This is a genomic window from Bremerella alba, from assembly GCF_013618625.1.
Classification (GTDB): domain Bacteria; phylum Planctomycetota; class Planctomycetia; order Pirellulales; family Pirellulaceae; genus Bremerella; species Bremerella alba.
Genome location: NZ_JABRWO010000016.1, coordinates 27,434 through 53,353 on the forward strand (window position 1 = coordinate 27,434; position 25,920 = coordinate 53,353).

Here is a 25,920-nt window from a genome sequence, read left to right on the forward strand (position 1 = left end):
GATTTTTCGGCCGCCCTTTCAGGGCTTGTTTTTATTAGTCCTTTCCTACCAGGGGTTATCACCCCTGGCTATTTTCGACCGGCCTTCCAGGCCTAAGACGACATGCCTTGTAATTGCGGGCGAACGTCCGGCCTGTAGGGCACTTCCATCCATTTCTTCCCGTCTTGGTCTTCCATTGCACTTCGATACTCAATAAAGCTGCTAGCGATCCGCCGATTCAAATTGACGACCGACGGCTAAACTCCTACGATTCCCCCAGGCGGTTCGTATAGGGGCGGAGCATTCTCCCAGACAGCTAGGTCGACGGTGGCGCGGAAGAAAACATTTTTAGTGGTGTTCGTTGTAGCGGCCGTACTTATCGCGGCGGTGACCGGGTCGGTTTACAACGCTACTCAGCACGTGCCAGACTTCTACACCGAAGCGTTACATGTTGAACCGACCACCGCTCATGAAACGGGCGAAGTCCTGGAAGAGCAAGTCTTTGCGTTTTCTAATCAGGTCAAAAAGCCTCGGCCGTGGTCCCTTCGTTTGACCGATAAACAAATCAACAGCTGGTTGGCCGCCGACCTGAAAGAGAAGTTCCCCGAGCTTCTGCCAGAGCACATCGAAGACCCTCGCATTGCCGTGAAGGGGAAGACGCTCTTGGTCGGGTGCAAATACAACGGACAGTCGCTCAACTCGATTCTGGCCGTATCGCTCGACTGCTTTCTTTTAGAAGGTGAGCCCAACGTGGTGGGCATCCAACTTCATAACGTGACCGCCGGTGCGTTGCCGATTCCCCTTGGACAGCTTATTTCAGAAATCGATACGTATGCCGGTAAGGCCGAAATTCCGATCCGTTGGCAGCAGCGCGATGGCGATCCTGTGGCCCTGATCACGATCCCCAGTACCGGCAAAGACATCGAAGGCGAAATACGGATCGAAGCGCTCGAATTCAAAGATGGCGAGATCTTACTCTCTGGCAAAACCATCAAAACAGAAGAGGAACTGGAAGAGGAAGCGGTAGCCGCCCCTCAAGATCCGCCTGCTTCGTCGCCCATGCAAGAGTCGCCCGACGAATCTTGAATCTCAAGGATCAAGCGACCTTGGAGCCGCTCGCCTTGCAGATGAACGGTGGCCAGGTCGTCTTGTCGAATGATCCAGCTAAACGTCCCTTCGTCGGCCCTGGTTACCTCGCCGCGATTATCAGATACGGGGCCTTCGTAGTCGAGATAGATCAAGCGATGGTCGAAGTCAGCGATCGCTCGCACCGGCAGGCCGACCTCCGGAAAGCTCTCGAGCGTGAAGGTCTTTAGCAGGTCGCCATCTTCGAGAAGCAGATCGTAGTGATCTGGCTTCTCGGCATTGGAGGGCGTTGTGTGGTGAAGGATCGCGTAGCGCGGCATAGCATCAGTAGACGGTCGTGTCTTCTTCGACCGAAACTCCTTGCGGTGAACGTTGGCTGCGAACTTCTGCCTTGACTATCTTTTTACCAGGCGTCGATGTTTGGATATCAACATGGAAACTAACCGACTCGCCGGCCCGCAGGAACTGCAGCGGCTGCACACCCACCGTCAGTCCATCGGGTGACCGCGAGACTTGCGGATTCACTGGGCCAGCAAGGGATAAAAATCGCATGCCATCGCCCAATCGAAGCATGATCTGGACATTCTCGTCGTCGACGTTCCGGCCGTTCTTGATCGTGAGGTAATAGCGAACGTTCTGACCGGCAGGGATGCCATCTTGCAGTTCGGTCATGGTCACTTCCAGCTGGCCGGTTACCGGTTGGTTGCCGCCGTTGTTCTGCCCGTTCTGACCGACCGTCGGCGGAGCTTCCGCAGCCGGCTGACTCGAAGCCGTGACGGTCGTGCAGGTTTGGGCATTATGCGTGATCCCTTCATCGGTCCGGGCCGTGATTCGATTGCATGCCTGAGCGATCGGGCTATTGGCCTGGCATTGAACTTCCAAGATTGCCTGTTGATTGGGCTGGATACGTGGAAACGTCCAGATAACCTTGTTCTGCTCGTCACGAGCAGGGTCCGTTCGTCCGGTAACTTGGAAGCTTGGATCGACTGTTTCTTCAACAACCACGTTGTTCAGTGGTGTCGCACCGGTATTGGTTAGCACCGCACGGAACAGGATTGGTTGACCCACTTCACGGCTGGCCGGGGCTCGCAGTTCCAGGGTGAAGGTCGGTTCCTGAGGTGGTGGATTAACGGAGACGCATGCCGTGGAGGACTTCCCTTGGACGCCGTCGGCCGAGACTGTCAGCCGATGGCAGAAACGTCCTGGCGTCTGGGTTTGGAAGTTCAAGCGAATTGTCTTCGCTTGACCAATGCCCAGCGATCCCAGGTCGTTAAAGATCGGGCTATTCTGGTTCGGATAAACCAAGCCGTCGTCGAAGACATCTTCCAACTTCATATTGTTGAGCGGTTGATCCCCCGTGTTTCGGATAATGACTTCGTACACTACAGGGTCGCCCACGGTGACGGCTTCGGGTCCGGTCATTTCCAGGTGGATGGCATCGACCGCGATTTGCGTGCTGGTGCAGTCTTCGCTTCGCAGTCCAGGCTCAGCGGTGGCTGTCACGCAGTTTTCGATGGTGCCGGACTTCTGTACCCGGGTGGTTAGCGAGATCTGACGGAAGCCGCGAGCTTCCAGGTCGCCGATCGACCATTCCAGGCGGTTCCCCATTTGCTGGGCAGCCGGAACACTCGATTCGTAGGTCAGCCCCGGTGGAAGGATCACGCTGACTAAAGTATTACGGGCCGCCACATCGCCCCCGTTCTGGACGTTGATATTATAAACCGCTTGGGCGTTGAATTCGGCAACCTGAGGACCGGTCATGTCGACGGCCAATTGCGGAGCACTCCAGGTAACCGTCGTCACGCCGGAACCAAGGATCAGGTTTTCCGCATTGCTCTCGGGATCTAAGTTGGGCTGAATGATCGTAACGCGAACCTGGGCGGTTCCGGCTTGATTGGAGAGTGGTGCCAGTTCGACGGTTGCGAAACCGTTGGCATCGCTGCGTGATTCGATGGGGGCCCCTTGGGCCGCTGGGCTTCCATTAACCAGGAACGCCGAAGCGGGGCCGTCGAGGATTTCGTATTGGACCTTCCAGTCGGCGACAGGCTGCCGATTGGTCTGCCGCAGCACGGTGGTCGTAAGAACTGCCTTATCCCCAGCAGGCACCACGACCGCGTTGGGAAACTGCCACTGCGCATCGACCCAGTAAATGGTGGCCGTTTGTTGACGTGCTGGCCAGTTCTCGAACGTCGGGGCCAGCGCTGTCACGCGGCTAACCCCAGGAGACGCCGAGCTGACCGACATCCAAGTTTGACCTTTCAACACGCGAACATCGTCGCCGGGAAGTTCGGTTCCGCGATCGATCGTTTTATCGCAAAGTAGCGTGCTGCTGGTAGCGAAGTCGGGGCCTTGAACGCCGTAGTTTCGGTTTGAGACCAGGTCGAACATATTCGAGTCCTGCCCCACTTCGGTGATATAGCCGACGCTTTCACGCGACAGAATCCAATTCATCGGGCGGCCCGCTTCGTGCAGATGCTTCTTGCGGTTTAGTCCCGCAACCAGAACGACTTCGGTGCCCACCGGAGCAACAACACGTGAGGGGGAAAGCTGTAAGGCCTCGGTATCGACAAGTCCCTTGGGAGGAGCCGGCAGCGGGGTTAATGGAGTCACGCCAGGGGCAGGGCAGGGCGAAAGGGGAGCTGGTTGCCGGAAAGCTGGTTGCTGATTGAAACAGCCCAGGTTGCAGTCGACCGACGTCGAGTCCTGTGCGAAGACACGCTGTCCGGTTGGATCAATGCTGGGAACACGAAGACGCGCACAGCCAGCGCTGACGACCGCAATCCATAGCGTCGTAAGGAGCAACATTCGCTTCGTGCTAGTTGACCGCAGCATGATAGTTTCCAAAATTGGGACGTGAAATTCCCGACGTAGCTTGCCCAGAATGACAAGCCATGAAAACCTAGCACGCAGTTAGGCAACATGCGGCATTTTTTCATCATGCGATGGTGAGAAAAAACAACGCGACCCGTGCGGTTACGAGAACAGCACGGGTCGCGAGGGTTATTCAGATTAAGCGGGCAACTGCCCAGCGTCTTAGCGGTTTCGAGCAAAGATGCCGGTGGCGTACCAGATGCCGTTTCGACCGCGCTTCATGTCGTAGCCGTAATAGACATTGTTGTCGCTAACGGCCGACCAGTGACCCGATGAATGACGCCAGCTGCGAACACATTCCACGGCGGCATCTTCCAGACGCTGACCTGGCCAGCTTTCGGCACAAACTTCGGTGGGAACCAATCCGCCTGGTAGTTGGGCCTTGATTTGGTGGAAACGCGATTCCCACTGATGGTGTCCCTGCAACTGCATGCTGGCCTGGTTGCGGCTATGCCGAAACGTCTCGAAGGCCAGCAACCGGCGGAAGATGCCTTTGGTGCTGCGAGGTTGTTCGGGATGCATACGCACAGCGTAGATGAGCGTCCGCTGTGTGAGTGAACCTGGAGGCAATGTCAGGATGACCTGCATCTCTTGAACGGTGCGACCCTGGGCCGATCGGAAATTGAACTGGCTGACGACCTGTCCATATTGCGAAGGATCGTTGTTGGTGTAGTCGATGATCGCGATCCCGGCGCTGCCATACATGTAACTAAACGCCGCATGGTTCAAAACCCGAGTTGGCTTGTCGTTCATTTTCACGTTGGCATCAACGGATAGATTTGCCACCACGTAGTTTTCTAGAAGTTGGCTAACACGACGATCGGTGAGAATTTCTTTCTCGAACCGGGTAGCCGCATTCGAATCGTCGTTAAAGACGATGAACAACATTTTCTTTTCCGCCGTGGCGGCTTTGACGGCCCGCGAATAATCATCGTGCCATTTGATTTCCGATGTTTCCGCTGTTGCGGTGCTGTTCCAGCTTGCAAGAAGCAATAGACTTGCCAGCAGGCAAAAGAAGCGAAGCGAAATGTTCATGGAGATTGGGGGAGGTTAAAGGGAGACTTACCGAAGGTAAAGGATCCAGCATTTAGGCAGGAAAAGCTGGATATACCGGTCAAGTTGTTTAAGTAAAGGTAAAGTGGTGAGTTGTAGCAGTCAATCTACTAGTACCGACTCAGGCAGTGGAGAGGTGCAAATTCCTCATATCTTTGCCCTGACGTTAACATGGTTAAAGGGCGAAGTATAGGAAAAGGAATGTGGTCTTGGAATTGTTTGTGAATTAGGCGACTTTTCGAGATAATGCTGGCGATGAAAGCTTCACGAGATCACCTAAACGGTATATCTTGTGGGCTGCCTAAACCTCACAACCCGTATTCAGCCCCTTCCCCCCACGGATGAGGAACATCATGATTTGGAATCTACGGCATACGGCAGCGCAGAGTCTTCTCGTTCTGGGTCTTCTCGTTCTGGCTTCAGGATTTTTGATCTTCCCAGGCAATGTTTCGGCTCAAGAGCCAACACCCGCTGGTGATCTGACGCAAGTCATCGACAACGCGAAGTCCGAGTTCAAAACGGTTACGCCTGCGGATGTCGCGACTGCAAAATCAACGCTACAAACCAAACTCAATTCGCTCCAAAGCCTGCTTTCCAATGGTTCGTCGGAAAACGAACAAGCTTGGAAAGACTTTTTGCGCTGGGATGACCTGCAAGCTCAGCTTTCGGCCGAAACGCCAGACATGCGAACCTTGGAAGAAATCTACCTGAAATTTAAGGGGTCGTATGCGGGCCTTGACAAGAAGCAGGTTGTATCGGCTCGTCAGGCACTGCGAACGTACATCAACCTGGCCTACTTCGTTCAGGTCGATCAGTACAAGCAACAGTTCGACATGCAGCTGAAAACGCTTAGCGAAGCGGTAAAACGCTATACGCAAAAAGCGACCGGAGACGATGCTCGTTCCATCGGAGCCATCCTCGGTTGGCTTGAGCAAGGCAACCAGGTACCGGCCTCCGTCAAAATGATCCGAAATAAATTGGATCAGCCCAACCTTTATGCCTCGGTTTCCCGTGAATTGATCGCCGGTGGAATCCGTCGAAGCGTCGATCAGGTCAGTCCCGTTCGCGAAGTCATCCTCGGAACCAACGTTCGTGGGACAGCCCATATGGTGGGTGACGTCGACGTAAATCTGGTCCCCAGTAAGAACCGAGGCCTGATCGAGCTTACGCTTACCGGTACGGTCAGCTCCGACAACGTGGGCGTGAATGGACCGGCCACCATCTACTCGACCGGCTATAGCACGATTGGGGCAAGCAAGCTGCTTAGCGTCGATAAAGACGGTCTGACACCAAGTGCCGCGGTCGCACATGCCGACACCACCACGACCTTCAATGCCATCTGTGCCAAGCTGCGTCTGGTGCAAAAGATTGCTACCAAGCGAGCATACCAGCAGAAATCACAGGCTGAAGCGATTGCTTCGCAGCGAACCGAAACCCGGATTGAAGGCCGTTTCGATAACGAAACGAAAGATCTGGTCGCCGATGCCAATACCCGGTTGCAGGAAAAGCTTTACCGGCCGTTGAATGGTCGGGATGAATTCCCCGACGAGATCAACGTTTCGACAACCAGCGATCACCTCAATCTCGAAGTGATGCAGGCCAGCCAGTCGCAATTGGCGGCACCCGGCCCGGCTCCGGCCACCGAGGACAAGCAAGCCGATCTGACCTTAAAGCTCCACGAGTCAATCGTGAACAACTACGGCGAAACATTCCTGGCCGGCGTGAAGCTGACCGATGAACGCTTGGTCGAACTTCTCAAAGAACGCGACGCGGAGATTCCGGAAGAACTGCAGATCACCCCTGATACCGATCCTTGGTCGATCACCTTCGACTATCAGAGCCCAATCCAGGTCGTCTTCGACAACGACACCCTTAAGATTGGCATCCGCGGTCGGCAGTTCACCCGGGGTGATAACGAAGTGAACCGCACGATCGCCATCAGCGCCGACTACAAGATCGAAAAAGGGGAGAACGGCACCCTGCTAACACGGACCGGTCCTGTGGTAGTTGATTTCCCTACCCAGGAACGCCTGGGCCCGTTGGATCTGACCGCCAAGACCTTCCTGCGAAAGAAGTTTGAAGCCGTCTTCAAGCAGGAAATCGTCGGCGAAGGCATCAAGCTCGAAGGCCAGTTGGAAAAAGCAGGCACGCTCCGCATCTCGTCGTTATCAGTCACGCCAGGCTGGTTTGTGGGAAGCTGGAGACTGGAAGCCCCGGCCCCAGCTGCTGCGACAGAAGTAACTTCTGTGGTAGAATAAGACGCTTCGCGAGTTTTCAGTTTGAAGTGTTCAGTTTTCAGTAAGAGATGATGGTGTCACCGGTCATTTCTTCAGTTGCCTATGGCATTAGGCTTAGCTGGTTCTCTTCACTGAAAACTGAATTCTGAAAACTTCAAACTAAGCTCCAAAGGAGCGCCAATGGATCGTTGGGTAGAAATTCAATTCGACTGCATTCCGCTGCGTTCAATCGATCGACTCGACATTCCGATGGATGCGTCGCCGAAGTTTCAGGAGCATTGTCTGCGTGTGAAAGCCGCCATGGAAAAGCATGGCTCGCACAACACGTACTATCTACACAACGCCAAGTGCACCTACCATCTGCTGAATCATCCGGTCGATGGAATGATCCAGTTCAAGTTCCACGGCACCGTCATGACCGCGGAAGACGACATGACGACCAAGGGACTCGACCTGCAAGTCGAACTGCTCAAAGAAACCTGCACGTGGCTTTCCGAACCGATCGTGAACTGGTTCCAGGAAACCGTACAGCGGAGCGTGGCCGTCGAATTCGACCACTACATCCAAGCTGGAGACCTGAAGAAAACCGAAGAACGAATCGCGAAAATTAAAGAAGAAAGCGAATCGGACGAAGGCTTCTTGGGCATGTATCTGTAAGCTAATCGACGCCAACGGTTAGTCGAGATGCACGCCCCCTTCTCATCCTTCAAGGGCCCGGCCTCGGCGACGGAGCGAAGTCAAGCGACTGCAATCGGCATTCAAAAACGCTCGCTCTCGGTGAGAGACCAGCGAGATATGACGCGAAGCGGAACGTATCGCACCGAATGCGGCTTCTATGGGCAATACAATATACGAGCATTGTTCATGGTGCGATTCGCTGCGCTGCTCGGCACCCTACGTGGCAAAACACAAGATCAAGTGCTAAGGCCCAAGTCCTCTTGGGCGTGTGGTTGACGCTTGCGCTGTCGCTACTTAACTCGATGCCGTTTACTCGTCGACCCCGGCCCAGTAGCCGCCGCGGTCGTGCTCGAACATGGCTTCGACGCCCATGCGCGATTCGTCGAACTTGCCGTCGCGGTAGACTTCCTTGCCGCAGACCCACGTTCGTGTCGGCCAGCCGGTGACTTCACGACCCTCGAATGGTGTCCAGCGACACTTCGATTCCATGTGGGGGCCGCGGATGGCCTGGGTTTTGTTCATGTCGATCAGCACCAGGTCGGCGTCGTAGCCAACTTCGATGCGTCCCTTTTCCATGATGTCCCACACCAACGCTGGGCCTTCGCACATCCAATGCACGACGTCCTCGATGGTGCACTTGTCTTTGGCGACCATGTCCAGCATTAGCGGCAGGGCCGTATCGACGCCGGGGACACCGCTGGGGGTGTCTGGGTAGCGACCGCATTTTTCGTCCCACATATGCGGGGCATGGTCGGTCGCCACAATTTGGATTTTGTCGTCCAACAAGGCCTGGAAAAGAGCTTCGTTGTCTTCCTTGGTCTTGAGCGACGGGTTCATCTGGGCCAGCGTGCCCAGGTTCAAGTAGTCGTCAACATTAAGGAACAAGTGATGCGGCGAGACTTCCGCAGTGATCACGTCGGCGTGATCGTCGAAGATCTCGACCGATGCGCCGGAGCTCACGTGGCAGATGTGCAGGCGATGCTTGTACTCGCGGGCCAATTCGCAGGCGCGCTTAACGGCGGCTACTTCGGCTTCGACGTTACGAATCTTGGAATGGTCGACCACATTACGCGTGCCAGCACATTCGAGCTTCATCTTATCGATGATTGATTCGTCTTCGGCATGCACGGCGATGGGGAGCTTGGTCTCGGCAAAGATGGCTTCTAGAAGACCGGGGTCGGTCAGGGCCATGTCGCCGGTGCTGCTGCCCATATAAATTTTGATGCCAGGGGTCCGCGAGCCTTTCTTCAGCTCGTCGATATTTTGCAGCGTGGCACCCAGGAAGAACCCGTAGTTCACGATGCTTTTGTTGGCTGCAAGCGTAAGCTTCTCTTCCAGAAGCTTCTGCGAGATGGTGGCCGGGTTGGTGTTTGGCATTTCCAGGAAGGTGGTGATTCCTCCCTTAGCGCAGGCTCGGCTACCACTGCGGAGGTCTTCCTTGCTAGTCAGACCGGGGTCACGCATGTGGACGTGGGCGTCGATCACGCCGGGGATCAGCGTCATACCATAGGCATAGACGGTCTCGTCCACTTTCACCGTCTCGGCCGGATCGATCTCAGCAATTTGGGCTCCATCGATCAGGATGGATGTCTTTTGTGGTCCATCGGGAAGCACGACGGTGGCGTTCTTAATCAGCGTTTTCATTCAATATCCTACGGTCGAAAACGATTGGGCCCACGGTAAAGTAGGGGGTGGCCGAGTGCGAAAGAACCCGTCGGCGACCAGCGTGGGGCGCGAGATTGTCTGGGCTACGGCCTTGGTTCTGGGGTGCACGGAAGATCCCCGAAGCCAGAACGTAAACGACTACTATAAGATGTTTTGCCCCCTCATGAAAGCGGTGTAGATGTCGACAATCACGATACCGAAGAAGTCTGCGGAAACCATTGGGGACCGTGGTGAACCGCCGAAACGTGGTTTCTTGGCCTGGAATTGCGGTGTACCGCGCTCAGGGGAGTTACCCTTTTGGGGTCCTCCTATCTAGAATAAGTGAGTCGACTTTACCTACCTTTTCAGGAAGCCGCCCGAAGATGCCCGATCGACTGAAGCTGGCGGTGAGCCTGACCGATCCCAATTACAAGAAACGCAACCCCTTCACCCCACGAAGGTTCAGTTAGAACGGTCATGCTGTCTGGGATAACGCTGCTTTGTTTTGCATCTTGTTACGCGATAACGCTGGGGCTTGAGATTGCGCGAATCTGGGTTCGGGCACGTTCTCGCGCGGTCGTTTCGTTGGGATTTGCGCTGGTGGGGATCGTCACCCACACGCTCTATTTGATTGGCGAACAACAAGGTGTCATCCAATCGGGGCCGATTTCCTCTTGGCACCAGTGGTGCTTGATGGCGGCCTGGGTGCTGATGTCGTTGTTTGTGATCGCCGCGTTCGCCCAGCCTGGGACATCGCTCGGTTTATTTCTGCTGCCGATGGTTCTGCTGCTTATTGGCGTGGCCTACTTGATGGATCAGGTTGCCCCCTTTGGTGCCGATACGGCAGCAGAAAGTTGGGGGGTGATCCACGGAACGGCCCTATTGGCCGGAACGGTCGTGGTGATGTTGGGGTTCGTGACCGGGGTGATGTATCTCATTCAGTCGTATCGACTCAAACACAAAATGCTTTCGACCGAAGGCTTCAAACTGCCGAGTCTCGAATGGCTGGAAACGACCAATCGCCGCGCCTTGGTGATTTCGACCTGTTTGCTCGCAGGTGGAATGTTTGCTGGCATTTTGCTGAAGATCAGCCATAACAGTTTTCCTTGGACCGACCCGGTGATATGGAGTTCGGCAATTCTGTTCCTGTGGCTGGTCGCGGCCATGATTTTCGAGGTGGTTTACCGCCCGGCCCGGCGTGGTCAGAAGGTGGCCTACCTGACGATGGCCAACTTTGTGTTCCTGGCCTTGGTATTGGGACTCATCCTATTCGGTCCCTCGCAGCATGCCCGGAATCCGGAAAGCTCGGGTCAAGAAGAGGTAAGCTCCGCGAAAGTCGTTCCGCTTGCAACCGATTCAAGGAGCGTCGCCCGATGAAGCTCCATATGATCGGCTGCAGTCACCACAACGCGAAAGTGGAAGTCCGCGAGCGGATGGCCTTTACGCCTGAGCAGGCCAGAAAAGCCATGCTCTTGTTGCGCGAGCACTTTCCCGAAACTGAATCGGTGATCCTGTCGACCTGCAACCGCACCGAGTTTTACACCGCATCGGTCGATCCGACGAAGTTCCCTAGTCACCACGAGATGGTCGACTTCCTGGCCCAGTTTCATCAACTTGAGTCGGAAGAGATTTTCGACAACGTCTTGGAACGCACTGGCGAAGATGTCGTGCGGCACCTGTTCACCGTGGCTGCCAGCTTAGACAGTATGGTCGTGGGGGAAGCTCAGATCCTTTCGCAGGTCAAACAGGCCTACGAGATGGCGACCGATGCCGACTGTGCCGGAACGCTCACGCATAGCGTGTTTCAATCCGCGATTCACGTGGCTAAACGCGTCCACCACGAGACCAACATTCATCAAAAGCGGGTCAGCATTCCTAGCGTTGCCGTGGGTGAGTTCGCCTCGAGCATCTTCGACCGATTCGACGACAAGAAGGTGTTGATTGTCGGTGCCGGTGAGATGGGTGAGGAAACGCTCAACTACCTTCGCGACATGGGCGTGCAGGACTTCACCGTCGTGAATCGCAATCTTGAACGCGGCCAGAAGCTGGCTCAAGCGTTCAACGCCGAGGCGTTTCCCTGGACGGAACTGACACGGCAACTCGTGAGGGCCGATGTCGTCATCAGCACGACCGGGGCCACCGAGCCAATTATCACCTACGAGCAGTTCCAGGAAGTCGAATCGAAGCGATACCAGAAAGCACTTTTTGTCCTCGACCTAGCCATCCCCCGCGACTTCGATCCGAAGATTGGCGACTGCGTGGGGGTCTATTTGTTCTCGATTGATGACCTGCAGAAAGCGTGCGAGAAGAACCGCAAGGCCCGCGAGCTGGAATGGCCCAAGGCCGAACGCATCGTTGAAAAAGAAACGGCCAAGTTCATGGCCGACCTGCACCACCGAGCGACCGGGCCCACCATCAAACGCCTGAAGCAAGCAGCCGACGAACTGAAGCAAGACGAGCTGAAGCGGCTGCTGAACAAGATGGAAGATCTCGATCCGAAGCTGCAGAAAGAGATCGAACGCTCCTTCGATCGGTTGGTGAACAAGCTTCTGCACCCGCCCCTGGAATCGCTTCGCGATGACATCGAAAGCGGCGCCCAAAGTGGTTTGCTCGACGCGCTGAAGCGGTTGTTCCGGCTTTATGATTAGTCGCGTATTGCACGCAAGGTCTTATCCATCAGCCAGTTGTCTTAGCCCTTTCAGGGCTTAGGACAGAAAACCTCAATTGAATTAGTTCAACAAAGCTTTGTTTGCGTCCTCCTTTTCGACGAAGAAGTCAGCGAACTCCGAGCCTTCGCCGGCGGTGCCTTCCATGTCGTATTCGTCGGAGATGAGACTTCCGATGTAGGCTTGCAGCGTTCGAGACGATGCCTCGTCGGCGTGGTGCGTGGCGACCTCGCTGGCGAAGTTGACTAGGTCGTAAACGCGGCACTTGGCCGGCAAGACGCGGAGACGCTTCTCGCTCAGGGCATCTAAGTTAGTGAGCCCATAAAGCTGATTCATTCGGCCGGTCAACTGGTGGAAGTCGGTCAGCACGTTAGGGCGATCGAACGACTTCGAACGATCCCATTTGAATAGCAGCTTGTACAGCTTGTTGCATTCGTTGAGCGATGCCCACGACGTTTGCGAGCTTTCAAAGCGTTGCCGCAAACCGGCGTACCCTTCACCGTTGTCGTAGCTTTCCAGTGCTCGCGAAATGCAGTGGCCGATATCCTTGCCCAGGCTGATGTCGCTACGAAAGGCCCGGCTGTAGCCGATCGCTCCGTTGCTGCACAGCATCCGCAGGAACGAAAGATAGATCTTCGGCTGGCTGAATCCGTCGATCGGCGTTTCCATCACGAAGCGATGCTTGAAGCGGTCGCCGCCGATTTCAAAATCGCAGTCACCACTGCGAGGTCGATGGGTGCTGGTGATGACCCCCTCGGTGTACTTAACATCCTTGCCGCCGTAATGATCTAAGAGGCCGCGAACTTCTTCGTGCGTAATCACCGGGCGTTTAGGGTTACTGACTGATAGCAGGCGAGGCCCTCTCGCCCCGCCACGTTCAAGGCAAAAGCGAACCGAATCGTTGGGTGCCTTTTCAGAAATTCGCTCAAAGACTTCGCCATGATCGAAGTAACGAAAGACGCTCTCCGAAAAACCAAACCGCATGAACATCGATTTCCAAAACCGCTTCGTGGGACGAAGCTTTTCGCCGTGTAGCTCGATGCCAGCTACGTGGACACGGCCAGACTTGAGGTCTCGCTCGGCCTGGACACGAAAATCAGAAACGCGGGCATGTCCGTATTCAAAATTCCATCGCATGATAAGGGCTCCGGATCAGTGTTCAGTGTTCAGTGTTCAGTAAGAAGTTTCGATTTTGTCCCCTCTCCCCTGAGGAGAGAGGGTTAGGGTGAGGGGCGGAGGGAGAAGGCCGTCGTACGGCAATTAAAACCGGTTCCGTCGCTGTTCCCACATGGGCGTTGCCTGTTTCAGGGCGGCTACCAGCTTGGGCAGGCGGACCTGCGTACCGGCGATCAGGCGTCGCGATCGTTGGCTGATCGCTTCGATCTGGCGGTTCATCGTCAAGCTGTTCCACTGATCGCCGACCCACACGTACTGCTCGAGGGCCGCGGCCGTTTTCAGAATTGGATGCGGCGTTTGTTGGCACTGTACCACTTGCTTGAATTGGTGACTGGCGTGCTTTCGGAAGACTCGACCACACATTTGGATGGTGCAGGCCTTGCTTGAAGGTCGACAGAACACCGTCTTCAAATCAGGGCAGTCGAACCCTTCGGTCAAGATGTTCATGTTGATCAGCACTTGTAACTTGCCTGAGATGAAGTCGGCCAGTTGCCGATTTCGGTCACTTTTGGCGGTGACAATCTCGCTGCGAATGCCGCGGAGCGTAAGCTCCTCCTGGCACTCGACACATTGGTCGTGGCGGTGGAAGAAGACAATCGACTTCCCCCACCGCTGGATGTCCGACGCGTAGGTCTGCGCGACGGATCCCGGGGTATATTCTGGAATGGTGTAGTGGTGATACTCGCTGAGGTAGCCATCTTGAATGAGTTGATGGATGCCTGCGTCGCGGATGACATGGTCGAAGCACAGCTTCACTCGGTCGCCTCGAAAAGGAGTGGCCGTCAGCCCCAAGATATATTGCGGGCGAATCGTACAGTGCAGATTGGCCATGCTCATCGCGGCGTCGTGTTGGGCTTCGTCGACGATCAACATGTCGACCTTAGGGGGATCCTTATCGAACATCGAGATGAGTTCCAACTTCACGTCAAAACCACGAGCGATGTTTTCGGCCTGGGCTTGCGATAGAAGATTGCGACGCATCGAGACCCAGCCAATGGAAAGCCCGAAGTGCTTTTGCATCCACTGGGCGATTGCCAAGGCCATGACCGTTTTCCCGCTGCCCGTGGGACTTTCGATCAGGACCGAGGCACTCGACCCAGCGAATTCGTCAAACGGATCCGCGTGTGAATTGAGGAGAGCTTTGATTGCCTTGGTTGCGATGCGTACTTGGTACGGACGCGGCTGAGCATCGACATCCTCGAACAGATCTTCCAGCAGGGCCAGTTCCGCAAAAGCGGTTTTCGTTTCGGTCGAATCTTCGATCCAATCACCTAGTTCCAGGCCAATTCCGATAGCCATAATAGACCTCTCCATATCTCGGCAAAGTTGATGATTTTGTGTCGTGTGCAGCCCGGCGGAAAACCTTTCCCATCCGCGACACAGGTACTATCGTGTTTGCCGATGACACGTTGGGTCACCTGCTTTTAGGGCAAGAGGATTATTTTTTAGAAATCATTGGCCAGGACATGGAAGTGCCTGTGCAGAAAGCGTTTACGTCGATTACGAAAACAACTGAAACTGGCCGGTGGGCTCGAAGGCGTTTTCAATGTGTGAAAGCGTCGGCTTGGTTTGACCTTCTGGCCAGACGATCGCGATCACATCGAACCTAGCGGCACAATTGCCCAGTAGGTTGTGCCGCCGCATATAGGCTAACGCAGCACGGGTGAGCCGTTCTTGCTTGTCTCGATTGACAGCTTCGGCGGGCAGACCTTTTTCTTGGGCAGACCTGGTTTTGACTTCGATGAAGACGATCGTCCTTTGTTGGACGGCGATGATATCGATTTCACCCAAGCGAGTCCGATCTTGCCGAGCAACAATTTTATAGCGTTTGCGTCGAAGGTAGCGGCAAGCGAATGCTTCGCCTCGCTGGCCAAGTGACTGGGGTTTCCAGAAGCTGCGAATCCAGGTCAGCATTGTCGCACCGCTGCCTATTTAGTGCCAAACTTGGGAAGGTTGCTGACGTCGGGATAGAGCGATAGCGATCGGTAGTGCGACTGGAGCGTTTCCATCACGGTGAGAACCTGATCTTCACGCCAGAATCGACCAGCAACTTGCACGCCGACTGGAAGCCCTGCGCTTCCATTTTCAATCTTGCGGGCCAAGCGTTCACTGGCATCGAGTTTGCCGGTGCGATCGGAAAGTTCTCCGAGACGCACTCGCGTGGCTGGCACCGTACCACAGGGAACCCCCAAAAGATTCATAAGGATGCTGTAGCTGGCCGCCGGGAGCGCATCGACCGCACACTTACGCTTGAGCGCGGGGGTTGCGTGCGCGGGGCAAAGAACCACGTCGACGTTTGCTTGGTCCCATGCTTGAAACACTTCGCCGACCTGACGTGCGGCTTGCCAGGTGACCTGCCACAGCGAATTCGCCGAGCGCGGTCCTGATGCTCGGAAGAGAGCGGACATCTTGTGTTTGCCGAGCGGGGCCAACGCCAGCATCGCGATCAGTGGTCGCGCCCAACGTGGCAACGCGGCCAGTCGAACGAGTCGTTTTACTTCGGGGTCTAACTTGCTTCCCTTGAGCAAGCGACGAAAATCGCGACCGCCGTCGGCACTGGCAATCGCAAAGTACGACTTCAATAGCTCCAATGTTTTGGGAGGATCTAGCTGGACGATCGTCGCTCCGCGGGCCTCAAGCCCTTGCACGCCTTCGGCGATCGCTCGTTTCACCGCAGGGCAAGGCGGGAAGTAACCATCGTCGGAATAAACGCCGATCCGCAGCGAACTCACGTCGGTCGAAGTTTGGGGATCAAAGCCGATAGGGGCATCTTCGGCGTCGTCCCATTTAGTTTGTAACTCTTTGCGGGAGAGAACCTGCATGGCGATTCGCAGGTCGGAGACATGACGCGCCATGGGGCCTGGCTGAAACTCGAGCCACGCCATACCTCGCAAGTTCTCGACGGCTCCGCTGCGGACTAAGCGTCGTGAGGTTGGTTTCAGGCCAGCAATTCCACAAAAATGGCAAGGCAGGCGAATGCTTCCTCCCAGGTCGCTGCCCAGCCCTAGTGCCGTGCCGCCGGTCGCGAGGATGGCCGCCTCGCCGCCGCTACTTCCGCCAACGCTACGATCCAAGTTCCAAGGATTGTTGGTCGTACCGAAGACCGGATTCCGCGTCTCGTGGATGATCATCAACTGCGGAACATTGGTCAGGCCCATGATGATGCCGCCAGCTTGTCGCAGCCGCGCCACCAAAGGGCCATCCTTTTCGTGAACCACGGCCGGCGAGGTCATGCCGAGTGTTGTCTTGCCACCGGCCACGTGAAAGCATTCCTTGATTGAGATCGGCACGCCCCGCAGCGGTTGGCCTTCGAGGAAAGATGGATCGTTGTCCATTCGTTTGGCCGTTGCGAGCGCCTCTTCGAGGAACGTTTCCGTTATCGCGTTGATATGAGGATTGACCGTTTCGATGCGGTCGATATGCGCCGCGATCACTTCCGATGCGGAGACCTCGCGCGAAGCGATCAGATGCGCGAGTTGAGCGGCGCCGTGCTGCCAAAGTTTGGGGGATGTGCGTTGCATGCCGTGATTCTATCGAGGATGCTTTTCCGTGTCTCGAATAATCTATGGTGCTCACGTGGGCATGGGAAGATTCAAAAAAGAAATAAACGCGTATTGGTTTCTGCATGTTGAATTGAACCCATCCAATCGTTTCTGGGCCCGGATTGAGGCGATGGGAGAGCCTGCGACGCTTGAGGAGGTCACTTGGCTTGGACTGGAGAATTGTCGCTTCTGTGAAAATTATGACAACTTGCTGGCCACGGTGCATTAGGACTCGTTGCGAGTCCGAAAGCTGGGAGTTGCTACGGTGAACGTATTCATGCCGAGCGCGCTCTAGCTGGCCCCAGTTCCCAGCCATTGCCCCAGGCCGTTGAGGATCATATCGACCGCGATCGTGCCGGTTAGCAGGGCCATGATTCGGCCGATGGTGTCCAGGTAGCGTTCCATGATCTTTTCGTGACGCTTACGGATGATGTCGTGGATCCACTTGAGAAAGATAATCGAGAGGACGCAGACGAAGACGGCGAAAAAGATCGCCCCGGCCGCTTCGGGTATACTAACTTTCGCACCGGTCACGATCGAGGCACTGATGGTGCCGGGCCCCAGCATGAACGGTAAGGCCGTTCCTTCGGCGCCGTGAGGTTCTTCGCCGCGCAGGCTTTTCAGGGCATTGCTGCCGTTCATCACCAGGCGAATCGACACCAGCAGGAAGACGATTCCGCCGAACATCAGAAACGATTCGTAGCGGACCTTGAAGATGGTGGTGAAGACCGTGTCGCCGACGACGGCGAAACCAAAATAGATGGCCGCGCTCATTAGCCCTGCCCGAATCATGGTGCGAGCAAAGCCTTGGGTATCGAGGCCTTGGATCAGGTCCAGCAGGTAGATACATAGTAGGAAAGGATTTAGCAGAACAAGGAGTAACGTCGTGGAGTCAATCAGCTCTTGGCTAAGCATCGCGGGGCTAAGCTTCCAATACAGTCTTTAGAAATTCTTGGGTGCGTGGTTCTTTGGGCTGGGTGAAAATCTGACTGGGTGGGCCTTCTTCGAGGATGACCCCGCCATCGAAAAACAACACTCGATCGGCAATCTCGCGGGCAAAGTTCATCTCGTGCGTTACCAGCAACATCGTCATGTCCGACTTTTTCGCCAGCGTTCGCAAAACACTTAGCACTTCGTGTACCAGTTCCGGGTCGAGTGCAGAAGTCACTTCGTCAAACAGCATGATCTCTGGCTGCATGGCCAAGGCCCTGGCAATCGCGACCCGCTGCTTCTGCCCACCGGATAGTTGGGCTGGGAAGGCGTCGGCTTTGGCTTCCATGCCTACCATTTGCAGCAGTTCCAGGGCCGTATCGTCGGCAACCGTCCCTGAGACATTGTTTACCAGTTTCGGCGCAAGAGTTAAGTTTTGACGAACGGAGAGATGAGGGAACAAGAAGAAATGCTGAAAGACCATGCCCAGCTTCGAACGCATTCGCCGCATATGGGCTTCGTCTGCTTTCTTCTCTTGTCCGTTGGCGTTCATCGTCCAGACTGATTCGCCATCGACCATCACGCGCCCACCGTTGGGGGCTTCCAGGGTCATTAAGATTCGCAGGAGGGTGCTTTTGCCAGAACCGCTGGGCCCGATGATGGCGATCTTTTCGCCGGCCTGAATATCGACATTCAAGCCGCGCAACACCTTGTTGTCGCCGTAGGTCTTTTGCAGGTCACGGATATGTAGTTGGGGTGTGGTTTCACTCATGAAGTCATTGCCGCTGTACGTTTGCGTAACCATTCAACCGACAGGCCTGCCAAGAGGCTCAGCAGAATAAATAGCACACCCACGATCGTCAGGGGTTCCAGGTATCGGTAATGTTCGTTGCCGAAGATCTTCGCTTCGTTCAAGATTTCCAGGACAGTGATCGTCGAAAGAAGCGGGGCTTCCTTGAGCATTGCAATCAAGTAGTTGCCAAGGTTCGGCAGAATCGGCGGAATCGCTTGAGGCAAGATCACATAGCGATACGTCTGATAAGGCGTCAGGTTGAGCGCCTTGGCCGCATTCCATTGACCACGGGCAATACCGTCGAGCCCTGCCCGATAGACTTCAGCCGTGTAACAGCTGTAATGCACGCCGAGGACCAGGATACCGGTCATCAGCGGCGAGAAGCCACGGCCGACCACATCGATCATGACGTAGTACACGAAAAACAGCTGCACTAGCAGCGGTGTACTTCGGACGAACTCTACCACTGCCCAGGCTGGCCAACTCAAGTAGTGCGACTTGGAACGTCGCATGACGGCCCATAGTAGACCTAACACAAGCGCCAAAACCATTCCGCCGGCGACCGCTTCGAGCGTGACGACCAAGCCACTGAGGATGTCCGGCATGACTTGCCAGACGACGTCCCATTTCCACATGGTTAATTCCCTCCTCCGTAATCGCGGCCTTGGGAATGGCGATGCTCTAGCACCCGGAAGACGGCGCTGATGGTCATCGACAAGACGAAGTAAATCAACAGCAGCAGGCCGAAGATTTCAAACGAGCGATGCGTGTCGTCTCGCAGAAACTTTCCTTGCAGGGTCAGGTCGGTCACGGTAATGGTCGAGACCAGAGCCGTCCCTTTGAGAAGTTCGATCATGAGATTCCCAAACGGTGGAATCATGCTGAGGATCGCCTGCGGAAAAATGATATATCGCAACGTTTGCCAGCGGCTAAGATTCAGTGCCGCGGCCGCTTGATATTGGCCTTTGGGAACCGCTTCGAGACTCGCTCTGACGACTTCCGCGCCGTAGGCACCCACATTGGCCCCAAGCACCAGGATGCCGGTCGTGATGGCATCGAGTCGGATGTTGGTTAATTCCGGCATGGCGAAATAGAACCAGTACAGCAAGATCAGGGCACTGGCACCGCGAAACACGGTGATATAAATCGCGCTCAGCCAGCGAAGAATGGGGTCGGTCGATTTGCTCCATGCCCCAAACAGCACCGACATGAAAATCGCTACGGCACAACCGCCAAGCGTAATGATGACGGTGATGTAGAGCCCTTGCAGCAAGAAAGGGAGCAGATCGAATGGAGGAGGGAGGTTACTCACGGTGCTTCCGACAATTCCTTTGCTGTCACATCGCCTGGCAGGGTCGTTTCATCGAAACCAAACTCCTTCACCAGTTGAAGATGCTCTGGCGAACCAATGAATTTGGCGAGTTCTTCGTTGAAACGCTGGCGAAGCGCCACGTCCTCTTGGCGAAATCCAAATGCACCGTAACCGCGAATCGTCTGGCCATCAATGACTGGGTCTTGAAAGTCTTTCGCCTTCTCGATCTCATCACTGGCCTGCTTCTGCAGAAGATCGTTGACCGTCAGGTCGGTCGCGGCGACAGCATCGATCTGGCCACCCTTGAGCCCCAGGATGGCGCTATTGTAGTCAGAGAAGACCAGAACCTGGTTATCGTCGACCCCCATATCTCGGGCATATCCCTGTTCAACACTGCCACCCATTACGCCCAGTTTAACTTTTGGGTTTTTGCGAACATCATCGTACCCGTGCAGTTTGAGCGGGTTACCGGCTTTCACGATGAACGATTCGCCGATGGCATACGATGGATTCGAGAACGCGACCTCTTGAGCTCGCTGAGGCGTGATATACATTCCGGCCGCAATTAAGTCGAACCGTTTCGCTTTCAGGCCTGGGATAAGTGATCCGAAATCAGCCACAATGGGTTCAACGCGCTCAACCCCCATCCGTTTCAGGACCGCCCTAGCAATTTCAGGAGCTTCGCCGGTAACTTTTCCGGTTGAGGTGTCTAGGTAGCCATAGGGGGCTTCGTTGGCAAAGCCAATGCGGACAGTGTGGGCCTCTTGAATCCGCGTTAAGGTTGTCTCTCCATTGGAATTAGAGCGATTCGCCTGCCAAAAGATCGCGCCCAAGCCTGCTGTCAGTATTAGCAGTGCTAATACTCCGGTTAGCGAAATCTCTGACTTATTTTCATCGAACATTATTAAGTTCGTTTCGTAACTAATTGCGTGCATACAAGTTGTGTCTTCGGGTGGTTGACCGCGAAAACAGTTGTTAGCACATTGATCTTCAACGTGAGATGTGCTAAATTCTAAAGCTAATTAGTTGCGGCAGCAACCATTGCTGCAGTAATTTTCGCGAATCCGAAAGACTGGGTAATCCCCGAGGTTGTGTCGATCTCTGGGACGCGAGCGAGAGAACTCAAGTGGAGGTAATCAGCCCGGATGATCATCCGGAAACCCCGCGTCGAAGACGGCGCGCCGCTTCGTCAGTTGGTCGCCAATAGCGAAGAGATAGACGATAACTCGTGCTACCTCTATTTGTTGTTGTGCCAAGATTTCGCCGACACATGTGTTGTCGCGGAACTTGAAGGATCAATTGTTGGCTTTGTCACCGGCTACTCGCCACCGACTCGGCCGACCTCATTATTCGTTTGGCAAGTGGTTGTCGCGCCGGAGGCACGACGACAAGGCTTAGCTAAGCGAATGTTAGAAGCGCTGATTGCTCAATTCCCTGGTGAGAAGCTCGAGTGGGTCGAGGCGACGATAACGCCTGACAACCAGCCATCTCGCCGACTCTTTGATGCCCTGGCACGTTCAATGCATACGGAAATAGGATTTACTCCTTACTTCCGCGCTGAGCACTTCGGAACCTTTGCCCATGACCCGGAAGAACTTTGCCGGGTCGGCCCAATTGGCCCCAATCGAGAGAACTCATGAATATTATTGACCGAATGGAATCAAACGTCCGTAGTTACTGTCGTTCGTTCCCAACCACGTTCAAGACGTCTAAAGATCACTTGATGATCGATGATCGCGGCAAAGCGTACATCGACTTCTTTGCTGGTGCAGGCTCGTTGAACTACGGCCATAACAACGAAACCCTGAAAAACGCGTTGATCGAATACATCTCCAACGACGGCATTACGCACGCGCTGGACATGACGACGGTCGCCAAGAAGAAGCTTCTGCAATCGATGCAGGACGTTCTGTTCGCACCGCGCGGCATGGATTACAAGGTGATGTTCCCTGGGCCAACGGGGACCAACGCCGTGGAAAGCGCGCTGAAATTGGCGCGTAAGGTCACGGGACGACGAAACGTCATCTCGTTCACCAATGGTTTCCACGGAATGACGCTGGGTTCGCTGGCCATTACCGGTAACAGCAGCAAGCGAGCCGGTGCCGGTGTTTCGCTGCACGATACGACGCACATGCCATTCTGCGATTACTTTGACGCAGAGATGGACACGATCGCGATGATCGAAAATTACCTGGAAGACAACAGCAGTGGTATCGACAAGCCGGCTGCGTTCATTCTGGAAACCGTTCAGGCCGAAGGTGGCGTGAATGTGGCCTCGAAGGAATGGTTGCGTCGTATTGCCGACTTGGCCAAGGCTTCAGGTGCCCTACTGATCCTGGATGATATCCAGGTTGGTTGTGGCCGTACGGGTCCGTTCTTCAGCTTTGAATTTGCCGATATCGAGCCAGATATTGTCTGCTTGTCGAAGTCGTTCTCAGGCTACGGCCTACCGCTCGCGGTAGCTCTGATTAAGCCAGAGTTCGATGCGTTCAAGCCAGGCGAGCATAACGGAACGTTCCGTGGTCATAACCCGGCGTTCGTGACGGCTTCGACTGCCCTCGAAACGTATTGGCGAGATGATCGCTTGTCGAAGGAAGTCCACGAAAAGGCCCGTATCATTAAAGATGCGTTCCTAGAAATGGCGGATCGCTACGATGGTAGTGTCCGCGGTCGCGGTATGATTCAGGGGATTGAGTTCTCTGACAAAACCTTGGCCGGCAAGATTTCGCATTCGGCCTTTGGCCGCGGTTTGATCGTGGAAACGGCTGGACCTAACGACGAAGTATTGAAGGTTCTTCCGCCACTTACGATCGAGTTCGACGCGTTGAAGGAAGGTCTGCGGATCATCACCGAAGCGATTCACGAGAACTTGAAGTCGGAAGGTTCCACCAAAACGGTTGTTCCTGCCAAGTCGTAATCGACTACAAACAATAGATACCCCGATGGTATCATCCGTAAGGATGGTGCTCCGGAATAAACCTGCCGGGGGCCTCTGCTAATGTGGAGTGCCCCCGGTTTTTTTAATGCTGATACAATCACCCGCTAGGGTTTGCCCCAACAATCAGTTCACGATAGACACAGGAGAAAGTGACATGCTGGTACGAAGTTTAGAAGAGATCAAAGGGACCGAACGCGACGTTGAAGGTGGCAATTGGAACAGCCGTCGTCTTCTGCTTGCAGGTGACAAGATGGGGTTCTCGCTGCATGACACGATCTTGCGCGAAGGTACCACCACTCCGATCCACTACCAGAACCACCTCGAAGCGGTCTACTGCGTTGAGGGGCATGCGACTGTTGAGCTTGTACCCAGTGGCGAGAAGTTCGAGATCAAGCCTGGTACCGTCTATGCACTGGACAAGAACGACAATCATTTGCTGACTGCCCACGTCGATACGCGTATGGTTTGCGTGTTCAATCCGGCTGTGGTCGGCACGGAAGTCCACGACGAAAATGGCGTCTATCCAGCGGCGACAGACAGTTAAAGCCTGGTTATCCGACGCATCATGCAGTTCCCAGCGGTTACCCCAAAACCGCTGGGGCATGCGTCGTGAATCCTGAAGGGTCCCTGACCGGATCGCGACCACCCTTATACGGTGTCAACCGTAAGGACCGTCGAACCCACGAATCACACTCCCATCATTCTCTTTGAAGGACAATGTCGCAAAGATCTTCACTTGATACCGACCCGTACGCATCGCGTTTTAGTAATTCCTGGAAACTAGCGTCTCGCCAGGATCCAGTCGTTTGGGATATGGACGCTTCTGGTCCGCTTTCCCGCCAGCAGCTATTGGATTTTGAAGCTCGGGGTTATTCGGCTTTTCCCCAGCTAGTGAGTGCGAATCGCGCCCGGAGTTTACTGGCCGAGGCACGCCATCTCCAAAGCTCTCTTGATCCCCATCTCGATCACGTAATCTCGGAACCGACAAGCCAAGAGATCCGCTCGATCTTCCGCGTTCACGAAGATAACGCGTATTTCGCCAAGGTTTGCCGTGATGAGAGTATTGTGGGGATCGCCAGGCAGATCCTTGGTAGCGAAGTTTATCTCCACCAATCACGCATCAACTTCAAGCCGGCCTTTCAGGGCAAAGAGTTCTTCTGGCATTCTGACTTTGAAACCTGGCATATGGAAGACGGAATGCCCCGTATGCGTGCGGTGAGCATTTCGATCAGCCTGACTGAGAACAACGAGTTCAATGGTCCGTTGATGTTGGTCCGTGGCTCACATAAGTCTTACGTCCGCTGTGTGGGGGAAACGCCCGACGAGCATTTCCGTAGTTCGCTGAAGAAGCAAGAGTACGGCGTGCCCAGCCGCGAGGCGCTTCATCTGTTGGTCGAACAGGGCGAAATCGTCGCTCCCAAAGGGGGGCCTGGCTCAGCCGTGATGTTCGACTGCAACACGATGCACGCCTCGGTAGGGAACTTGAGCCCTTACCCACGGACCAATTTGTTCCTGGTCTTTAACAGTGTCGACAACCCGCTGGAAGCACCTTTTGGCGGAACCGAGCCGCGACCGAGGTTTTTAAGCTATCGACCTTAAAGCCTTACGTCAGCCGAGATCGATCTTCGCGGGGTTCGAATTCCGCAGAGATCACCGGTTCGGCATCCAGGTCGGCGGCTTCCATCAACTCGACCACTTGCTCGAGCGATACGACAAGGCCACGTAGTTCGTCTTCCTGCAACGAGGTCAGGCGATTGACGAATTGTTCCTGCAGAGGCGTCGGAATACCGGCAAGCTTCTGCTTGCCCGTTTCGGTCAAGTGAATTAATACGCGTCGACGATCGGGGCTGTTGCGAATCCGCTCGATGAGTTGCCCCCGTTCCATACGTTCTAAAATTCTGGAAACGGTGGGAGCCGCCAGCCCAACGCGGCTGGAAACCTGGGCGGCCGTCACTTCATCTTTCTCTTGAGACAGATCACGAATGGCCCGCAAGCACAGCAGTTGTGGAAGGGTCAACCCAGAGTTTCTTGCTAACGAGCGAGAGTACTGAGAAGTCTTCAGAATAACCCGACGAATGGCCCGTAACATTCGTTCAACTAGGTCATGTTCTTCCATTAGACAGAAGGTTTCACGGGTTCATAGCGATCAAGAAAGACATCTTCCTCCAATCTATCCCTGATCAGGAAATGTGTCGATACCGCGGTGGTGGGTTTGGGCTTAAGAGTATGGCAAACTTCGTAGACTAAACGTGAAATGTTCAACTCGTACGATGTTATCGAAGACTTGTTTAGCACTTGTGGGGCAAGGGAAACAATAAAGACTTGGGATGGCTGTCATAATTTTGTCGCTTGACGGCACTAGACGACTGGTCTAATATTGCGGAAACACCTTAAATGGATAATAGGTAGCGAATTAGTGGGCAACGAAACGAAAAGCGAAATCATCGAGGCAGGCCGCAAGGCGATGATTGCCAAGAGTTACAACGGAGTCGGTTTGAACGAGATTCTGACCGACGCCGGAGTACCCAAGGGGTCGTTCTATCACTTCTTTAAGTCGAAGGAAGAACTGGGCGTGGCGGTTATCGAAGCTTCGGTAAACGAGAATACCGAAAAACTTCGCCGAGCTTTAACCGATCCGAAGTGGAGTCCCCTCAATAGGTTGGAGCAATACTTCATTTGGGCTCGCGACGATATTAACTCTCGCGAGTTGCGGCAGGAATGCTTGATATGCAAGCTGGCTTTAGAGTTGTCCTCTTTGAGTGAACCTTTGCGGGACGCGGTGCGTCAGGGATGGAATCAGTGGCGGGTCATCATGACCCAATGTCTTCGCGAAGCCCAAGAGGCAAGCGAGATAGATTCGTCCCACGATCCCGAATCGCTGGCCGAGTTCATCATTTACTCCTTCGAGGGGGCAATGATTCGCGTTCAGGTGGATAACAACATTCGACCCGTGAACCAATTCCTGCATTTTGTCTTCCAGGTATTACTGAAGCAGGCGGTTTGAAACCTTTGTCT

Annotated in this window: 25 protein-coding genes; 11 read left to right on the top strand and 14 right to left on the bottom strand. The window is 54.8% G+C overall.

Annotated features, from left to right (window positions below; all coding sequences use genetic code 11):
- The first annotated feature begins 330 nt into the window (after nucleotides 1–330).
- A complete protein-coding gene (locus HOV93_RS23080) occupies nucleotides 331–1,065 on the top strand; it encodes a hypothetical protein (RefSeq protein ID WP_207398920.1) in 735 nt (244 codons plus the stop codon).
- Here HOV93_RS23080 and HOV93_RS23085 read toward each other — a convergent pair.
- The 3 genes from HOV93_RS23085 to HOV93_RS23095 form a co-directional block, all read right to left on the bottom strand.
- Nucleotides 1,014–1,385 (bottom strand): DNA polymerase ligase N-terminal domain-containing protein, encoded by a 372-nt coding sequence (locus tag HOV93_RS23085; RefSeq protein WP_207398921.1) that lies wholly within the window; start codon nucleotides 1,383–1,385, stop codon nucleotides 1,014–1,016. The genes HOV93_RS23080 and HOV93_RS23085 overlap by 52 nt on opposite strands.
- Nucleotides 1,386–1,389: 4 nt before the next feature.
- The gene (locus HOV93_RS23090; RefSeq protein WP_207398922.1) at nucleotides 1,390–3,870 is read right to left on the bottom strand and encodes a DUF11 domain-containing protein; all 2,481 of its coding nucleotides are present in this window, start codon (nucleotides 3,868–3,870) and stop codon (nucleotides 1,390–1,392) included.
- Between the two features lie 228 nt (nucleotides 3,871–4,098).
- Nucleotides 4,099–4,971 (bottom strand): hypothetical protein, encoded by an 873-nt coding sequence (locus tag HOV93_RS23095; protein WP_207398923.1) that lies wholly within the window; start codon nucleotides 4,969–4,971, stop codon nucleotides 4,099–4,101.
- A gap of 371 nt (nucleotides 4,972–5,342) precedes the next feature.
- Between HOV93_RS23095 and HOV93_RS23100 the strand changes: the two genes are divergently transcribed.
- Complete coding sequence (locus tag HOV93_RS23100) at nucleotides 5,343–7,247, top strand: hypothetical protein (protein ID WP_207398924.1); 1,905 nt, start codon at nucleotides 5,343–5,345, stop codon at nucleotides 7,245–7,247.
- 159 nt (nucleotides 7,248–7,406) lie between these two features.
- A complete protein-coding gene (locus tag HOV93_RS23105) occupies nucleotides 7,407–7,883 on the top strand; it encodes a hypothetical protein (RefSeq protein WP_207398925.1) in 477 nt (158 codons plus the stop codon).
- A 330-nt stretch (nucleotides 7,884–8,213) separates the two neighbouring features.
- Here HOV93_RS23105 and HOV93_RS23110 read toward each other — a convergent pair whose 3' ends face one another.
- Nucleotides 8,214–9,548 carry a dihydroorotase gene (locus HOV93_RS23110; RefSeq protein WP_207398926.1) on the bottom strand — a complete coding sequence of 445 codons (1,335 nt, stop codon included), beginning with the start codon at nucleotides 9,546–9,548 and terminating at the stop codon, nucleotides 8,214–8,216.
- Between the two features lie 477 nt (nucleotides 9,549–10,025).
- On the opposite strand from HOV93_RS23110, the gene ccsA reads away from it, so the two are divergent.
- Nucleotides 10,026–10,925, top strand: coding sequence for a cytochrome c biogenesis protein CcsA (gene ccsA, locus HOV93_RS23115; RefSeq protein ID WP_207398927.1), 900 nt, complete (start codon nucleotides 10,026–10,028; stop codon nucleotides 10,923–10,925).
- On the top strand, nucleotides 10,922–12,196 hold the full coding sequence (hemA, locus tag HOV93_RS23120) for a glutamyl-tRNA reductase (protein WP_207398928.1): 1,275 nt from the start codon (nucleotides 10,922–10,924) through the stop codon (nucleotides 12,194–12,196). Before ccsA ends, hemA begins: the two co-directional genes overlap by 4 nt.
- Nucleotides 12,197–12,277: 81 nt before the next feature.
- Here hemA and HOV93_RS23125 read toward each other — a convergent pair whose 3' ends face one another.
- The 4 genes from HOV93_RS23125 to HOV93_RS23140 form a co-directional block, all read right to left on the bottom strand.
- Nucleotides 12,278–13,351: a DUF932 domain-containing protein gene (locus HOV93_RS23125; protein WP_207398929.1), complete on the bottom strand. Its 1,074-nt coding sequence runs from the start codon at nucleotides 13,349–13,351 to the stop codon at nucleotides 12,278–12,280.
- Nucleotides 13,352–13,474: 123 nt separating this feature from the next.
- A complete protein-coding gene (locus HOV93_RS23130) occupies nucleotides 13,475–14,689 on the bottom strand; it encodes a DEAD/DEAH box helicase (protein WP_207398930.1) in 1,215 nt (404 codons plus the stop codon).
- 201 nt (nucleotides 14,690–14,890) lie between these two features.
- On the bottom strand, nucleotides 14,891–15,304 hold the full coding sequence (locus tag HOV93_RS23135; RefSeq protein WP_207398931.1) for a YraN family protein: 414 nt from the start codon (nucleotides 15,302–15,304) through the stop codon (nucleotides 14,891–14,893).
- A 14-nt stretch (nucleotides 15,305–15,318) separates the two neighbouring features.
- A complete protein-coding gene (locus HOV93_RS23140; RefSeq protein ID WP_207398932.1) occupies nucleotides 15,319–16,911 on the bottom strand; it encodes an amidase in 1,593 nt (530 codons plus the stop codon).
- Between the two features lie 28 nt (nucleotides 16,912–16,939).
- Here HOV93_RS23140 and HOV93_RS23145 point away from each other — a divergent pair, with 28 nt between their 5' ends.
- A complete protein-coding gene (locus HOV93_RS23145; protein WP_207398933.1) occupies nucleotides 16,940–17,161 on the top strand; it encodes a hypothetical protein in 222 nt (73 codons plus the stop codon).
- A gap of 62 nt (nucleotides 17,162–17,223) precedes the next feature.
- Here HOV93_RS23145 and HOV93_RS23150 read toward each other — a convergent pair whose 3' ends face one another.
- The 5 genes from HOV93_RS23150 to ehuB are packed head-to-tail and all read right to left on the bottom strand — an operon-like array spanning nucleotide 17,224 to nucleotide 20,869.
- On the bottom strand, nucleotides 17,224–17,847 hold the full coding sequence (locus HOV93_RS23150; RefSeq protein ID WP_207398934.1) for a MarC family protein: 624 nt from the start codon (nucleotides 17,845–17,847) through the stop codon (nucleotides 17,224–17,226).
- Nucleotides 17,848–17,854: 7 nt separating this feature from the next.
- Nucleotides 17,855–18,634, bottom strand: coding sequence for an ectoine/hydroxyectoine ABC transporter ATP-binding protein EhuA (gene ehuA, locus HOV93_RS23155; RefSeq protein ID WP_207398935.1), 780 nt, complete (start codon nucleotides 18,632–18,634; stop codon nucleotides 17,855–17,857).
- Nucleotides 18,631–19,290: an ectoine/hydroxyectoine ABC transporter permease subunit EhuD gene (gene ehuD / locus HOV93_RS23160; RefSeq protein WP_207398936.1), complete on the bottom strand. Its 660-nt coding sequence runs from the start codon at nucleotides 19,288–19,290 to the stop codon at nucleotides 18,631–18,633. Before ehuD ends, ehuA begins: the two co-directional genes overlap by 4 nt.
- 2 nt (nucleotides 19,291–19,292) lie before the next feature.
- A complete protein-coding gene (ehuC, locus tag HOV93_RS23165) occupies nucleotides 19,293–19,967 on the bottom strand; it encodes an ectoine/hydroxyectoine ABC transporter permease subunit EhuC (protein ID WP_315853459.1) in 675 nt (224 codons plus the stop codon).
- Nucleotides 19,964–20,869, bottom strand: a complete 906-nt coding sequence (gene ehuB / locus HOV93_RS23170; RefSeq protein ID WP_207398937.1) for an ectoine/hydroxyectoine ABC transporter substrate-binding protein EhuB — start codon at nucleotides 20,867–20,869, stop codon at nucleotides 19,964–19,966. The genes ehuC and ehuB overlap by 4 nt, the downstream gene beginning before the upstream one ends.
- Before the next feature lie 243 nt (nucleotides 20,870–21,112).
- On the opposite strand from ehuB, the gene ectA reads away from it, so the two are divergent.
- The 4 genes from ectA to thpD all read left to right on the top strand — a co-directional run bounded on the left by ectA (nucleotide 21,113) and on the right by thpD (nucleotide 24,504).
- Nucleotides 21,113–21,607, top strand: coding sequence for a diaminobutyrate acetyltransferase (gene ectA / locus HOV93_RS23175; RefSeq protein ID WP_207398938.1), 495 nt, complete (start codon nucleotides 21,113–21,115; stop codon nucleotides 21,605–21,607).
- Nucleotides 21,604–22,884, top strand: a complete 1,281-nt coding sequence (gene ectB, locus HOV93_RS23180; protein ID WP_207398939.1) for a diaminobutyrate--2-oxoglutarate transaminase — start codon at nucleotides 21,604–21,606, stop codon at nucleotides 22,882–22,884. The genes ectA and ectB overlap by 4 nt, the downstream gene beginning before the upstream one ends.
- A 175-nt stretch (nucleotides 22,885–23,059) precedes the next feature.
- On the top strand, nucleotides 23,060–23,449 hold the full coding sequence (locus HOV93_RS23185) for an ectoine synthase (RefSeq protein ID WP_207398940.1): 390 nt from the start codon (nucleotides 23,060–23,062) through the stop codon (nucleotides 23,447–23,449).
- Nucleotides 23,450–23,622: 173 nt separating this feature from the next.
- Complete coding sequence (thpD, locus tag HOV93_RS23190) at nucleotides 23,623–24,504, top strand: ectoine hydroxylase (protein ID WP_207398941.1); 882 nt, start codon at nucleotides 23,623–23,625, stop codon at nucleotides 24,502–24,504.
- A gap of 4 nt (nucleotides 24,505–24,508) precedes the next feature.
- On the opposite strand, the gene HOV93_RS23195 is transcribed toward thpD, so the two are convergent.
- Entirely contained in the window at nucleotides 24,509–25,021 is a 513-nt protein-coding gene (locus HOV93_RS23195) for a MarR family winged helix-turn-helix transcriptional regulator (protein WP_390814353.1), read from the bottom strand.
- 300 nt (nucleotides 25,022–25,321) lie between these two features.
- Here HOV93_RS23195 and HOV93_RS23200 point away from each other — a divergent pair, with 300 nt between their 5' ends.
- Entirely contained in the window at nucleotides 25,322–25,909 is a 588-nt protein-coding gene (locus HOV93_RS23200; RefSeq protein WP_207398943.1) for a TetR/AcrR family transcriptional regulator, read from the top strand.
- Nucleotides 25,910–25,920 lie beyond the last annotated feature (11 nt).